Source organism: Zarconia navalis LEGE 11467, from assembly GCF_015207075.1.
GTDB lineage: Bacteria > Cyanobacteriota > Cyanobacteriia > Cyanobacteriales > Geitlerinemataceae > Zarconia > Zarconia navalis.
Genome location: NZ_JADEXN010000066.1, coordinates 1 through 13,903 on the forward strand (window position 1 = coordinate 1; position 13,903 = coordinate 13,903).

Genomic DNA, 13,903 nt, shown 5'->3' on the forward strand with positions numbered 1-13,903 from the left:
ACCAATACCAACCCCGTGCCTCCATATTTGCGCGTGGTTGAAGCATCGACTTGGGAAAAAGATTGAAATAGCTTATTTTGCCCCTCCAAACCGATTCCAATTCCCGTATCGATAACTTCAAAGTACAACATCACTTGAGACCGATCGCCATTGGATGAATTTTCTGCACTTCGATCGTCTTTGGCCCGAGAAACCCGGATCGTTACTTCTCCGTCTTCGGTAAACTTAATGGCATTGCCGACTAAATTCATCAGCACTTGACGCAAGCGCGAATCATCCCCCTTGAGAGCTGTGGGCACTCGCTCGTCAACGATCGCGATCGGCTCGATTCCTTTGGCTGTCGCTTGAATGGACAGGGAGTCGATGGCATCTTCCAAGCAAGTGTTTAAATCGAACTCCAAGGCTTCGAGGCGCATTTCTCCCGCTTCTAGCTTGGAAAAATCTAAAATATCGTTAATTAAAATCAGCAAGTTTTTCCCGCTGGTTTGCAGGGTTTTGACGAAATCTTTCTGCTGGGAACTCAGCGGGGTTTTGAGGAGCAAATCCGTCATCCCGATCACCCCATTCATCGGCGTGCGGATTTCATGACTCATGTTGGCGAGAAATTGAGATTTGAGGCGCGTAGATTCCAGGGCGGCTTCTCGCGCTTCTACCCATTCATCGATGGCTTGGGTGACGATCGCAATTCCCCCGATCTCAACATCGTTTCGGTCGATCGTCGCAGCATCGATCGCCCCCGGCTGCAATCGATCCGACGAAAACCCCTCGGCAAGGGTCTCGTTGGGAAACAGCCGTTGGGAGCTGACGTACCAGGGCTGAACCACCCAGCGCACGTACCGGAAAGTGCCATCGGCTAACTCGAACTTTTCTTCGTTCTGGGAGAGGATTTCACCCTGTAGCGCTCGTTGATAGATCTCTTGCCACTGCCGGCTTAAATCTGGAAAAATCTCGTAGTGAGAGCGACCGATGAGATCGAAATCTTCCAAATGGTAGTCCGTCAGCCATTGATTGCTGTAAGCCAGGTAGCACATTTGAGTATCGAGCATTGCCATGGCAACAGGAGCGTGGGTGACAATTTGTCGTAATTGCTGCCGTTCTCGTTCCAGGGCTGCTTCGTACTGCTGCCGCTGGGTAATATCCGTGACGATACTATCGACGCGCAGGGGCTGTCCTTCGGCATCGTATACCAAATGGGCGCGATCGCGAACCGATCGAATTTCCCCACTGGGCAAGGCAATCCGATACTCGAGATCCCAGCCGACACTTTCTCCGGCTCGGATCGACTGCCAAATGCGCTCGATGCGCGCTCGGTCTGGGGGATAGATCGCCTCCCACCACAAATTTGGATTTTCCAAAAACTCGGAAATCGGTCGATGATAAACAATTTCAACGGCGGGGTTGAGATAAACAATGTCGAATTTTTTGACTGAAATCGACCAGACGGCATCCCGCAAAGACCCCAAAATACTCTTGAGTTGCTGTTGGTTGACCCGCAGTGCATCTTCAGCTTGTTTGCGATTGATGCCTAGGGCAATCCCATCGGCGATCGCTGACATCGCCCCCAGGGTACTCTCGCTCAGGGGAGATTTAGAAAAGACGGCCATCACCCCTGCCACCTGTCCGTCCACCACTAGAGGATAGCCGGCAAAAGCGATCATCTGTTCTTGGCGCGCCCATTCTCGATCGCTAATCCAAGGATCGTCGGGCACTTGATTGGTTAAGTGGGGTTGAGCGTTGCGGGCGATCCGACCAATTTTGTACTCGCCGACCCGAATTCGACTGTGAGCGCCGTCGAGATGGACGTACATCCCCGCACTGGCTTGAAGTTCTAGTTCGTCTTCATCGGCGTTGAGGGTCCAAATCCGGGCGAAGGCTGCGTCTAAATGTTCCACAAGTGCTTCGGCGCAGTGTTGCAGCACTTGCCGCAGCGTACCCCCTTGCGTGAGGGCAAATCCGACATCTGCTCCCAAAGCCGCTTGCCGCGATCGCTCCTGTAATTGTGCTTCGGCCGAGGCTCGTTCGGCAATCTCCGCTGCCAAAAATTTGTTGGCCGCCGACAGTTCGGCCGTGCGCGATTGCACCCGCATTTCCAATTCGTCGTAAGCTCGGTGGAGCGCCTCTCGATCGAGTTTTCGTTGCAGTTCCGTCGCAGCGCGGGCCGCAAAGACATGGACGATCTGACCCGTGCCGCGATTTCTTAAGATGGGTCGATCGTCGAGCAATAACAAATAACCGACCACCTGTTTCGAACTTCCGAACAGCGGGACTCTCAAATAGCCACCCGCATTGAGATTTTCTAAGATTCGATCGTTTGAAAAATCGGCATCCGAGAGACGACCGGTCGCCGCCAAGTCTCTTGAATCTAGTGACGTATAGCGCTCGACAATGGAGTTGAGGGAAGCATTCGCCCAAAAAGCTGGCGATGCTTCAAGTCCGTTAGCGGCCTCCGAGACGATGACGTAACGCACTTCTAGAGCCGTTGCCAAATGCTGAACCAGAGCGGGAAAAAACTGTTCTCCCGTCACCAAAGCCGTTCCGGCAACAATATTTTGTAGGGATCGTTCCGCTCGTTGGCGTTCGCTCACTTCGATCTGAAGTTCTTCTTCGAGCCAATACCGGTGAAGCTCGGCGGATACCCGCACCGCACAGGTATTTAATATCGTTTCCGTACGGGGAATGTCTTGCAGGGGTTTGTCATCGACAATACACAAATGACCGATAAACTGTCCCACGGGATCGAATAGCGGTATTCCCAGATACGATCGGGCGTTAAGCTGAGCTAACCATCGATCTTGGGGAAAACGATCGCGGACTTTGTCGGGATAGCAGATTTTGTGAAAACCTTGTCGGATCTGTCCGCAGGGGGTTGGGGAAATATCGTACTCCACCGGGTCTTGCCACTGATTATTGCTCCAGGATGCTAAAGTCTGTAAGCGATCGGGCACGTTCGCGACCACTTGAGCGATCGTTACGCAGCGAACCCCCAATTTTTGAGCCAGATCGCGCGTCAGGGTGCGGAAGAAATCGTTCCCTTTGAGAGTGGCTGTGGTGGCGAGGAGATCTTTTAAAATCCGATCGGTCGATTCCGATTCGGATTCGGGATGGGAGGCTCGACCTTGTGGGGAGAAAGCCCTCTGGACTAAAAAGTCCGTTGGGTGCGAAGATCGATTGCGCGAATGCCATCGCAGTGCCACCCCCGCCCCTGCCACCGCTGCAATCGCGGTTAGGATTTCGAGCGCCATCAGCCACAGGGCTTCTGGAAACAAAGCCGTTCCGACTTCGACCAGATGAGTTGTGCCCATTAAAAATGAGAAAGTAACGGACAGCCACACAAAAGCATTCGCACGGGCAATCCGTTGAGGGCGAGCCACGGCGATCGTCACGAAGGCGATGGTGAAATACACCAGAGCTATGGAAAAATCTGTCGCCTGCGGTATCATCCACGACCCTTGCGGCTCCAAGACCAAGGAGGTATTCGAGCTAGAGGTATCCACCAACCCAATTGTCATGCCCGTATCATTACTGTGTCATGTGACCCCTTACAACATTATGGCGTTCGTATATTATCGATATATACACACCACTCATTGGCTAATAGAGCTATGAGATGTCGAGAACCCAGGGGAAAACCCTCAAATTGGGCGATGACCCCTCACCGCAAATTGCAAGGTTATTTCCAAGAAACTTCTTCATTTTGACACTCCCCTGCTTAAAAGACGAGGGATTCTGGGTTCGTCTACCAAATGACCCGTCATAATTGGTGTGGCGGAACTACTGCCATCGAGCGTCGCGCCTGACGGGCAATTGTGCGGCGGTTACCGACCTGAGCGACGACACATCTAACGGATTCATTTTGACTGACGCTCCAGACGCACAGAGTCATCGAATATTTCGATCTTGTTTTTAGAATCGACACGTTAAATGGGCAAACATCCCCCGTTTAGATTCCGTCCTTTACCCATTCTACAAATTGCCGAGTGATGTCAACCAAGCGCGCGCCAAAGAGAAAACACCAAAAATCCAACCCCCAGCCAACAGAGAAAACAATACCGAGTTAATTTTAGAGCGCGTTCGATGGTTTGGGGAGAGATGGGTTGATGGGGATCGCCCAGCTTGGGTTTGTGTTTGGGAATGCCGCGATACCAGTTGGTTCCACCGAGCTGTACCCCCAAGATCGCGGCATAGGCACACTCGCTCCATCCGGAGTTCGGACTCGGGTCGAGTTTGGCATCTCGTTGGCACAGCGACCAAACGGTCGGCAGTTTGCCACCGAGCAAACCTAAGGTGATGACCGTTAACCGACAAGGCAACCACGTTAAAACATCTTCGAGTTTGGCACTGAACCATCCAATTTGGGTAAACGGTTCTTCTCGATATCCCACCATTGAATCGAGAGTACTGGCCCCTTTATAGGCTAGGGCGAAAGGAACGCTTCCAATGTCGGGAAATCCCGTTCCCAGCAAAGCATAAAAGAGGGGAGCCATCACGCCATCTGTGGCATTTTCGCTAATTGTTTCTAAGACGGCTCGTAAAATGTCTCCTTGGGTTAAATTTTGCGTATCTCGTCCGACGTAAAGTGATAGTCGTTGGCGGGCATCCGCGATATTGCCTAGAGCTAAAGGTTGTAGAACTTCTGTTGCTGCTCTTCTCAAACTTCGTCCGGCAAAACAGCTTGCTAGAAGCGTACTTTCTGTAAAAATACCGAGTAATGGATGAAGCCGATAAGCACCCGTTACGATCGCGCCCCCGACGAGTGCACTGCCTCCAATAAGAGCGATCGCGCCTACCACTCCCGCCCATTGACGAAGTCTTAGATTTTTAGATCGAGCGATCGTAAATTGAGTGTAGCCATCGATGACCCATCCCATGAATTGTACGGGGTGGGGCCAAGTCTGAGGATCGCCTATGAGGTAATCTAAACTGACTGCGATTGCCAATACGATTAAAGAGTCGTTATCTAAGTGCATGAAAGACCCACGACCGTAAGTTCGATCGGGTGAATATTTTGTTTCTCCTCCAGAGAATTCCGGGGTAACTCATCGAAGGGAGAGCGAGGTGGATGAAATTTTATCCGAGCGATCGGCTTTCGGGAGATCGGATAAAAGTTAGACGACAAAACTTGTTTCTTCTCCGATGGCTGCCTGCCAACTGCGGGCATCGTGGTATAGATCTTCTAAGGAAATGCTGTAAAGTGCTTCTTTTAGTTTTTGATGCAACCGATTCCAAAGGGTAAAGGCAACCCAATCTTCAACGAGTTCGGCATTCGGAGTATGATGGGGCAACGGTTCTAGAGTTTCTCCCACAGCTTCGAGAATGTGTCCTAGAGAAATTTTAGCGGGATGGCGAGCTAATTTATAGCCACCGCGAGCACCTCGAATTGAGGTCACTAATCCAGCACGACGCATCAAAATAAGTAACTTTTCTAGATACGGAGCGGGTAAGTCTTGACGCCGGGAGATCGCTTTAACGGAAGTTGGTGTATATCCAGGCTGTAAGCTCAAATCGAGCAGTGCTTTGACGCTATAGTGACCGCGAGTTGTTAATTTCATCGATCGCTTCGGGGCAAAATTGACAAATTGACATTCTCTCATTATTGTCAGTTTTTTGACCGAACGCCGATTCGATCGGATCGGATCGGCGTTCGGTCTTTGGTAAGATACAACATTTTCGAGAACCCTTTAAGATTTTTTTTAACATTGCGTCCTTAGCACTCGAAGGTGACCCTCGCACAAAAGCGAACGAAGTTCGATGGCAACCCTTCGAGAGTATCAAATTAGAGCCAAAAAGAAAGCATTGTCTAAACCCGAATCCTAGACCAAGAATAAGGTGCGATCGGCAATCGCTAGTTTTCGATGAAAAAGTTACACATTGCAGGTATGATAGTCTAACAAGCTGACACCAAGCTAAAAGTTTTATTCTTAGCAAACGTCGGTAAAGATTAAGTAGCTTCAATGCGCTACATTGTTGTTTTAGCCTCAAGTTGAAGAACGTAATGAAAACAATGGCACCGCTGACGGGAGAAGACTTGCTCAAGAAAGTCAAAGACCTAGGAAATCTCAGCAAAGAAGAAAAAGCCAGACAATGCGGTTACTCCACCATGACCAAAAATGGTGTAGAACGAGTCAACATGATGAAGTTCCTAAACGCTCTTATCGATGCAGAAGGAATTCAACTCGACAGCAAGCAAGCCAGTAACGGACGAGGTGGGCGCAGTGCCAGCTATCGAATCAGCGTCCAATCGAACGGAAACTTGCTGATTGGTTCGGCATATACCAAACAGATGGGTCTCAATCCTGGGGATGAGTTTGTGATTACCTTGGGACGCAAACACATTCATCTCAAACAAGTCGATGCAGAAGACGAATCTTGAGAAAGGCAAATGCGCGACCGTTGGGGTAAAATACCGCTGAGGTTCCAACCGGTCGGTCTCGAGTGTTTTCGATGTTCCCGGCGAGCTTTTCGGCAAAAAGTTCGAGGGCTTTGCAGCCATGGGCGATCGAACAAGGGGTGCGAGTGCGCGATCTTAGATAGAGGTTTGCTTTTCTCTCCAGCAAAATAGGGGTTATCATAGTCAAAAATACAGTTTTGCTTAATCTACGCTTCTAAGGTTTCAGGGTCTACTTTCAACACCAAACCGCAAGTATCGAGCCAAATGGAGTGCCATTTCCTCCGAGCCGATTCCTGGGGCATCGCAACTGGCGGCTTCGCTCTCGAAGCTGTTGTGCTGGTAGAAAAATAAGCAAGCCCACTCGCGGGTTAGCCGCTCGGCAACCAGAGATTCAGCTAACCCGAGCCTCTCGATGCTCTCCAAACGCCCTCAATTGTTCCCAATTGCTTGAAGAGATCGAGAGCGTTAAAGCTCTCGATCGCAAGGGTTGACGCTCGTTGAGCGAGTCTCGTATATCCTAGACTCGCAATCCGGTCTAGACCAACCAACGCGAAGCGATCGAGTCAGGTGAGTGGTGCGTCGTTTTAGAAGTTTCCGATCGCAGCAGTTCTAGGCAAACCTATCGTTTGCGAGCATTGTGCGAACTCACGTGTTATAGATTGAATGGCATAGACTTGAAGTGATAGAAATGTCAGATCTGACTCATGAGCCGAAGCGCGCAAATCCTGCGAGAAACACCCATGTCTAGCATGCAAGACCAATTTACGGTTCACTTCTGGGGCGTCAGAGGAAGTATTGCCTGTCCTGGACCAGAAACAGTACGATACGGTGGCAACACCCCCTGCGTTGAAATTCGGGTGGGAGACAAGCGCCTGATTTTTGACGGTGGTACGGGTTTGCGGGTATTGGGGCAACAGCTCCTCTCTCAAATGCCCGTCGAAGCTTATATGTTCTTCACCCACTCCCACTGGGATCATATCCAAGGCTTTCCCTTCTTTACCCCGGCTTTTATCAAAGGGAATAAATTTCACGTCTACGGTGCGATCGCGCCCAACGGAGCGACGATCAAGCAGCGCCTGAACGACCAGATGTTGCACCCTAATTTCCCCGTCCCATTGCAAATTATGGGTGCTCAGCTCGACTTTAACGACATCGAGGTGGGACAAACCGTTCTTCTGGGAGATGTTAAGGTCGAAAATGCTCTGCTCAATCATCCCGGAGAATCCGTCGGTTACCGGATTAACTGGCAGGGTCATGCCGTTGCCTATATTACCGATACCGAACATTTTTCCGATCGCCTCGATGAAAACGTGCAAAAGCTGGCCCATCAAGCTGATGTCATGATTTACGATGCGACCTACACCGACGAAGAATACAACTCCCCCTCATCTGGAAAAGTCGGGTGGGGACATTCAACTTGGCAAGAAGCCGTCAAAGCCGCCATTGCCGCCGGGGTGAAAACTCTCGTCATCTTCCATCACGATCCTTTGCACAACGACGACTTTCTAGATCGGGTTGGCGAGCAAGTCAAACAGAAATTTCCCAATAGTATGATGGCCCGAGAAGGAGAATCGATCGTCATCGTTCCCCCAACAGAGGCGTCCTTGTCCGACAGCGAGGTCGAAGCTCAAGTGTCGGCGTAAGTGACACCGACCGTCACATCTTCAAAGAACCGACCGAGAATGGAGTTCGCGACAGGCCGTCGGGAGTCGGCAGACTTCACTTTTGCTTGCGTGCCGCTTCGAGATCGATCGCTCGACCGTCAGCTCAATGTTAAATAACGACCCAATCCGATCTGCAACCAGTGTGGGTAACATCTTATTCAACAACGGCACTGATGCCAACATCTGTAGCCTTGGGAAACTTCGATGGGGTGCATCGAGGTCACCAACAAGTCATCGATCGGGTTTTTTCCAGTGCTTCGGCGACCATCGCCCCAGAAACCCCGCCTAACCCAAATTCCTCGCCTTCCTTGCCAATATTGGGAAGTGAGACGGAGTTGCCGCTTCAATTGACCCAAGAGCGCCCCCGCGATCGAAATTTCGGTAAAATTTGTACTGCGGTGGTGACGTTCAACCCCCATCCCCAAGAATTTTTTAGCCGACAGCCTCGAACTTATTTAACCACCCTCGACGAGAAAGAAGACCGAATTCGAGCTTTGGGAGTTGATTGGCTGGTGCTGTTACCCTTTGACGGTCAACTCGCTCAGTTGAGTCCCCAAGCCTTCGTCGAAGAAATTTTAGTCCGTCAACTCAACGCCCGACAAGTGAGCGTGGGGCAAGATTTTCGCTTCGGATGCCAACGGGTGGGAACGGCAACTGATTTACAAGCCATCGCCGCCAACTATGGCATCGTCACCAATATTGTCTCCTTGGAAATGCAAGCCGGCGAGCGTATCAGCAGTTCGAGTATCCGCGCTTCATTGAGCGAAGGTCGTATCTCTCGCGCCAACCGACTCTTGGGATACGCTTATCGCTTGACGGGAACCGTAGAAAAAGGACAGCAGTTGGGACGCACCTTGGGATTTCCAACGGCGAACCTCAATATCCCCGTGGAAAAATATTTACCCCGCTGGGGAGTTTATAGCGTTCGGGTAGACACTCCCAATGTGACGGGTCACCCAGGGGTGATGAATATCGGTTGTCGTCCCACCGTCAAAGGCGAGCGTCCCACCGTTGAAGTTCATTTGTTAGAGTGGTCGCAAGACTTGTACGGTCAAACCGTCACCGTCCACCTCCAAGACTTTTTACGCCCCGAGCAAAAATTTGAGTCCCTCGATGCTCTTAAAGCTCAGATTCAGAAAGATTGCGATCGGGCAAAGTCGGAACTGGCATCCTAGGCTGACTCTTTCCCCGTATCTCCGGGTTTGAAATCGAAGTCGGTTTAAATTCGATCGTTCGACATCGACCAGACTTGCGAGACAATCCAGGAACCTGAAAGCCCTCGTATATTTGTACATCTCATCGAGCATTTTTTTAAACCTAGATTCGGATTTGGCTTTTCATTCTCTGTTCCCCGTCAGAACATCTACCAAGATCGTCACTATGAGTTCTCCCCACGTCGAACGGCTACTACAAAATCTCGCACAGACCATCGTTGGCAAAACCGATGCCATTCGTCTGGTCATCGTTGCTCTACTTTCTGGGGGACACGCATTGCTCGAAGATGTACCGGGGGTGGGAAAAACCCTGCTGGCTAAATCCCTCGCCCGTTCTGTTTCCGGTAAGTTTCAACGCATTCAGTGCACCCCGGATTTACTACCAACGGATATCACCGGAACCAATATTTGGAACCCCCGCACGGGAGAATTTGAATTCTTGCCCGGTCCGGTATTTGCCAACGTGCTGCTCGCCGACGAAATTAACCGCGCCACGCCCCGCACCCAGTCGGCATTGCTCGAGGTGATGGAAGAGCAGCAAGTGACGGTGGATGGGGTTTCTCGGATTGTCGAACCGCCCTTTTTCGTTATTGCCACCCAAAACCCGATCGAATATCAAGGAACGTTTCCCCTCCCCGAAGCGCAAATGGATCGCTTTACCTTGTCCTTATCTCTGGGGTATCCCACGGAGTCGGAAGAACTGCAAATGCTCCAACGTCTCGATGCTGGGGTTGCATTTGCCGAGCTAGAACCCTGCATTACCTTAGAGCAAGTGAGCGAACTGCGCCGAAAATGCAGCCAGGTGAAGCTGGAAACATCTTTGCAGCAGTATATTGTCAATTTGGTGCGCGGTACCCGAGAGCGGGATGACATTACTTTGGGGGTGAGTCCTCGGGGAGCAGTCGCTTTGCAAAGATCGACCCAAGCCTTGGCCTTCCTTGAAGGACGAGACTACGCGATTCCCGATGATGTCAAGTTTCTCGCCCCCCACGTCTTGGCTCATCGCATTATTCCCACGGGGGGACGCAAAGCCCATGCGATCGTCGAGGCACTGCTGCGATCGGTGCCGGTATCTTAACAACCGCCAGATAAAACAAGGGGGAATGGGTGGCTCTGAGGGAGCGAAATCGATTCAGGACAATTGGTCGATTAACTGCATCACCTTCTCTTGAATCTCATCGCGAACTCGGCGAAAGGTAGACAGCGGCTGCCCGTCGGGATCGTCGAGGAACCAATCTTCAAAGACTTCTCTCGAGACCCAGGCTGCGGGTAGGTTCGTGCCACAGCCGCAGAGGGAAATGACCCCGTCGTAGTCAGTGGCTCGAAACTGGCTTAAGGGGTTGGAGGTTTGTTTGGTAATATCGATACCCATTTCTGCCATCACTTCGATCGCCGTGGGATGCACGCGGGAGTCTTCTAATCCAGCGCTGGCAACTTGGATTTTACCCATGCCGAATTGACGGGCAAACCCTTCTGCCATTTGCGATCGGCAGGAGTTTCTTTTGCAGACAAAGATGATTTTTTTCATGATGGGTTTGTCAGAGATGGAAGTTTTCGATCGGGGAGAAGGCGGGCAGTTAAACCCTCGAGATCGACCTTAAATTCCGATCTTAGAACGGATTAGAACGGCTTGCTTTAGCGCTATTTATAGGAACTGACGCAGCGGGGATCGAGTAATGTGGCTTTCTCCGATTCTCGGGGGAACCAAAACGCTGTTTTCTGGCAAAATCCTACCAGTGCGAGCATTACCGGAACTTCGATCAGTACCCCGACGACAGTGGCAAGTGCCGCACCGGAATTTAAACCAAACAGCATCACTGCGGTGGCGATCGCTACTTCAAAATGATTGCTCGCTCCAATGAGAGAAGCGGGGGCAGCATCTTCGTAACTGAGTTTCAGTTTGAGAGCGGCAACGTAGGTTATCAGAAAAATAAAATTGGTTTGGAGAAAGAGAGGAATGGCAATCAGGAAAATATGCAGGGGATTGTTAACAATGAGTTCTCCTTTAAAAGCAAAGAGCAAAACCAAGGTAATCAGTAAAGCGGCGATCGAAATGGGACTAAGATAGTTCAAAAACTTATCCTCAAACCATTTTTTACCTTTATGTTTTAAGATCCAATAACGGCTGTAAGTTCCCGCAATCAGTGGCAAACCGACGTAAATAAGAACCGAAAGGACGATGGTTTGCCAGGGAACGATGAGGTTATTTGCCGATAGCAACCATTTCCCCAATGGTGCGTATAAAAAGAGCATTGCCAGAGAATTGACGGCAACCATCACTAAGGTATGTCCCTGATTGCTGTAGGAAAGATATCCCCACATCAGTACCATCGCCGTACAGGGGGCAATACCGAGTAAAATTGCTCCGGCAATGTAGGAGTCGGCAAGGGCAATTTCGACACCGCGAACGATTTCGGTAGCATCAAGTAACGGACGAAATAAGTGACCTAAAAAGAACCGAGCAAAAGCAACCATGGCGAAGGGCTTAATCAGCCAATTGATGACCAAGGTGAGAATAACGGGTTTGGGGGTGCGGGCGGCTTTTACGGTTTGAGAAAAGTCAATTTTTACCATGATGGGATACATCATGAAAAAGAGACAAATGGCAATGGGAATCGAGACGTTGTAAACACTCAGACTATCGAGTGTCTGGGCGATACCGGGGATAAGTTTTCCGAGTCCAATGCCAATAATAATACAGAAGAATACCCAAACTGTGAGGTATTTTTCAAAGATATTCAGTCTGCCTCCAGCTTTGACGGCTTGGGGATTTGTAGTCATTTGAAGTAAGTGATAAGTGATAAGTGATAAGTGATAAGTAATGAGTAATAAGTTTTGGGGAGATTTTCGATTTGTAGAAGTTCGATCGCTGTTATTAATAACGATCGACCTACTCCCAGCCCTTCCCAAGACTTGAGAGCGGCTCAATCTCCATAGCATTAGATTCGGTTCCCCTCCACCGGATGGGTTCGGGGTGGGTTCGCACCGGTTGCACGATACTTAATGACATCGAATTACTCTAACATTTCAAAAAAAATTGATATGTAAGCTTAAAGGCAGTCTAATCGATCGCGATCGATTTGCCAATCGTTTGACTCAATTTGATGGGTTAAGACTGCGAGTCGCACGATCGTGCCGGTAGCATGGGACTCAAACGCCGATAGTCCGAAAGATATTGCTCCAAGGCGACGAGTTGGGGTAAATTGAGGCTGTAGTAAACCCAGCGTCCTTCTTGGCGAGGGCGAACGAGTTCGGCTTCTTTGAGGACTTTGAGGTGGAACGATAGCTTTGATTGTGCGGTTTCGAGGCGATCGCACAAGTCACACACGCAGAGTTCTTCTTGGCGCAGGAGTTCCAAGACCTGAAGTCGGAGAGGATCGGAAAGGGCGCGAAATCCTAAAACAATTAAATTTGATGGAACGGAAGCAATCGAATTCATCAATATTTACTAAAGCAACAGTCGCGATCGTAACAGGAATGAGACAGATGAGGCGCGGTAGGATTTTGTCAAGTTTTAGAATATCGTTCGATCGGTTTTTGTCGCTCATTCGTTACCCAGTGGGTCTGGCAACCCTACTAAGACAAGCCGAGAACAGCCTTCGCAAAGCGTCTCCTAGCCCCAAAAGGGTGGCTGCGCCAACAGAGCATCACCCTCAATATATAAAATCCTTACCAAGTATTTATACTCGGGTTGACAGTTTCGTGGTTTTATAGGTTAAAACTCGTTTGGAGAAAAAGTATGCGAGTACTAAAGCCTTTTACCCTTGCGATCGCCACGGTTACCGGACTTGTTATGGGGGCAACTCAAGCCGATGCCGTCGAGCTTTATGTCAGCAGTTTTAATAACGACTCAGTGCTGCGCTTCGATGGTGACACGGGAGCGTTTATCGATACATTTGTCCCGGAGGGTTCGGGGGGTCTCGATGGTCCTGTTTCCCTGACGTTCGGTCCGGATGACAACAATCTTTATGTCATTAGTTTCCTTACCAATAGCGTCCTGCGGTACGACAACCAAACAGGGAACTTTATTGATGAATTTGTCTCCTCCGGTAGCGGCAACTTGTTCTTCCCCCAGGATTTGACCTTCGGTCTGGATGCAAATCTATATGTCAGTAATACCGGCAACGATAGCGTCAATCAATATGACGGTGCAACCGGTGCGTTCCTAGAAGAATTCGTTCCCAATCCCAACAACCCGACCTTTCTTAATGCTCCGTTTGGGGTTCGATTTGGACCGGACGATAACTTCTATTTCACCAGCACGTTTACGAACAGTCTGCTACGTTTCGACCCGACAGCATCAACTTTAGAAACCCTCGCAACCCTAGACCCCGGTACATTTCCTGGAGGAATTGCGTTCGGACCCGATGGCAATCTCTATATTGCCAACTTTGGAGCAAACTCCATCGATCGCTACAATTTTGAAACCGATCGGATCGAGCCGTTCGTCTTGGATATCGACAGCCCCGTGCAGCCGATCTTCGGCCCCGATGGCAATCTTTATGTCAGCAGTAACTCCACTGGTAAGGGAATTACCGTTGCCGGTAGCGTCTTCCGCTTTGACGGTCGAACCGGAGAAGCGATCGATGAATTTATTCCGACCGGAACTGGGGGACTCGATGGGGCGGGATGGTTGG

13 protein-coding genes are annotated in these 13,903 nt (G+C 50.1%); 5 read left to right on the top strand and 8 right to left on the bottom strand.

All coding sequences use genetic code 11. From position 1 onward, the window contains the following. The 4 genes from IQ235_RS05465 to IQ235_RS05480 form a co-directional block, all read right to left on the bottom strand. The coding region (locus IQ235_RS05465) for a GAF domain-containing protein (RefSeq protein ID WP_264320484.1) at positions 1-3,509 on the bottom strand (3,509 nt) is incomplete at its 3' end. A 242-nt stretch (positions 3,510-3,751) separates the two neighbouring features. Next, complete coding sequence (locus IQ235_RS05470; protein ID WP_264320485.1) at positions 3,752-3,883, bottom strand: hypothetical protein; 132 nt, start codon at positions 3,881-3,883, stop codon at positions 3,752-3,754. A gap of 100 nt (positions 3,884-3,983) precedes the next feature. After that, positions 3,984-4,967: an adenosylcobinamide-phosphate synthase CbiB gene (gene cbiB / locus IQ235_RS05475; RefSeq protein WP_264320486.1), complete on the bottom strand. Its 984-nt coding sequence runs from the start codon at positions 4,965-4,967 to the stop codon at positions 3,984-3,986. A 138-nt stretch (positions 4,968-5,105) separates the two neighbouring features. After that, the gene (locus IQ235_RS05480; RefSeq protein WP_264320487.1) at positions 5,106-5,549 is read right to left on the bottom strand and encodes an Rrf2 family transcriptional regulator; all 444 of its coding nucleotides are present in this window, start codon (positions 5,547-5,549) and stop codon (positions 5,106-5,108) included. 443 nt (positions 5,550-5,992) lie between these two features. On the opposite strand from IQ235_RS05480, the gene IQ235_RS05485 reads away from it, so the two are divergent. Then, positions 5,993-6,370 carry an AbrB family transcriptional regulator gene (locus IQ235_RS05485; protein WP_264320488.1) on the top strand — a complete coding sequence of 126 codons (378 nt, stop codon included), beginning with the start codon at positions 5,993-5,995 and terminating at the stop codon, positions 6,368-6,370. A 240-nt stretch (positions 6,371-6,610) separates the two neighbouring features. Here the strand turns inward: IQ235_RS05485 and IQ235_RS05490 are convergent, their stop codons facing one another. Beyond that, positions 6,611-6,811: a hypothetical protein gene (locus tag IQ235_RS05490; protein WP_264320489.1), complete on the bottom strand. Its 201-nt coding sequence runs from the start codon at positions 6,809-6,811 to the stop codon at positions 6,611-6,613. A 317-nt stretch (positions 6,812-7,128) separates the two neighbouring features. On the opposite strand from IQ235_RS05490, the gene IQ235_RS05495 reads away from it, so the two are divergent. The 3 genes from IQ235_RS05495 to IQ235_RS05505 all read left to right on the top strand — a co-directional run bounded on the left by IQ235_RS05495 (position 7,129) and on the right by IQ235_RS05505 (position 10,344). Next, positions 7,129-8,031, top strand: coding sequence for an MBL fold metallo-hydrolase (locus IQ235_RS05495; RefSeq protein ID WP_264320490.1), 903 nt, complete (start codon positions 7,129-7,131; stop codon positions 8,029-8,031). Positions 8,032-8,192: 161 nt separating this feature from the next. Continuing rightward, positions 8,193-9,227, top strand: a complete 1,035-nt coding sequence (locus IQ235_RS05500) for a bifunctional riboflavin kinase/FAD synthetase (RefSeq protein WP_264320491.1) — start codon at positions 8,193-8,195, stop codon at positions 9,225-9,227. 205 nt (positions 9,228-9,432) lie between these two features. Then, positions 9,433-10,344, top strand: a complete 912-nt coding sequence (locus IQ235_RS05505; protein ID WP_264320492.1) for an AAA family ATPase — start codon at positions 9,433-9,435, stop codon at positions 10,342-10,344. Between the two features lie 54 nt (positions 10,345-10,398). On the opposite strand, the gene arsC is transcribed toward IQ235_RS05505, so the two are convergent. The 3 genes from arsC to IQ235_RS05520 all read right to left on the bottom strand — a co-directional run bounded on the left by arsC (position 10,399) and on the right by IQ235_RS05520 (position 12,705). Next, positions 10,399-10,794 carry an arsenate reductase, glutathione/glutaredoxin type gene (gene arsC, locus IQ235_RS05510; protein WP_264320493.1) on the bottom strand — a complete coding sequence of 132 codons (396 nt, stop codon included), beginning with the start codon at positions 10,792-10,794 and terminating at the stop codon, positions 10,399-10,401. 113 nt (positions 10,795-10,907) lie between these two features. Continuing rightward, positions 10,908-12,047: an ACR3 family arsenite efflux transporter gene (gene arsB, locus IQ235_RS05515; RefSeq protein WP_264320494.1), complete on the bottom strand. Its 1,140-nt coding sequence runs from the start codon at positions 12,045-12,047 to the stop codon at positions 10,908-10,910. 328 nt (positions 12,048-12,375) lie between these two features. After that, positions 12,376-12,705, bottom strand: coding sequence for an ArsR/SmtB family transcription factor (locus IQ235_RS05520; protein WP_264320495.1), 330 nt, complete (start codon positions 12,703-12,705; stop codon positions 12,376-12,378). Between the two features lie 300 nt (positions 12,706-13,005). Here IQ235_RS05520 and IQ235_RS05525 point away from each other — a divergent pair. Next, on the top strand, positions 13,006-13,903 hold an 898-nt coding region (locus tag IQ235_RS05525; RefSeq protein WP_264320496.1), incomplete at its 3' end, for a Vgb family protein.

Bases quoted from the DNA above. Each gene is read 5' to 3' on its own strand.
- arsB (WP_264320494.1), bottom strand. From the start codon at position 12,047: ATGACTACAAATCCCCAAGCCGTCAAAGCTGGAGGCAGACTGAATATC.
- cbiB (WP_264320486.1), bottom strand. From the start codon at position 4,967: ATGCACTTAGATAACGACTCTTTAATCGTATTGGCAATCGCAGTCAGT.
- IQ235_RS05485 (WP_264320488.1), top strand. From the start codon at position 5,993: ATGAAAACAATGGCACCGCTGACGGGAGAAGACTTGCTCAAGAAAGTC.
- IQ235_RS05470 (WP_264320485.1), bottom strand. From the start codon at position 3,883: ATGACTCTGTGCGTCTGGAGCGTCAGTCAAAATGAATCCGTTAGATGT.
- IQ235_RS05520 (WP_264320495.1), bottom strand. From the start codon at position 12,705: ATGAATTCGATTGCTTCCGTTCCATCAAATTTAATTGTTTTAGGATTT.
- arsC (WP_264320493.1), bottom strand. From the start codon at position 10,794: ATGAAAAAAATCATCTTTGTCTGCAAAAGAAACTCCTGCCGATCGCAA.
- IQ235_RS05495 (WP_264320490.1), top strand. From the start codon at position 7,129: ATGTCTAGCATGCAAGACCAATTTACGGTTCACTTCTGGGGCGTCAGA.
- IQ235_RS05505 (WP_264320492.1), top strand. From the start codon at position 9,433: ATGAGTTCTCCCCACGTCGAACGGCTACTACAAAATCTCGCACAGACC.
- IQ235_RS05480 (WP_264320487.1), bottom strand. From the start codon at position 5,549: ATGAAATTAACAACTCGCGGTCACTATAGCGTCAAAGCACTGCTCGAT.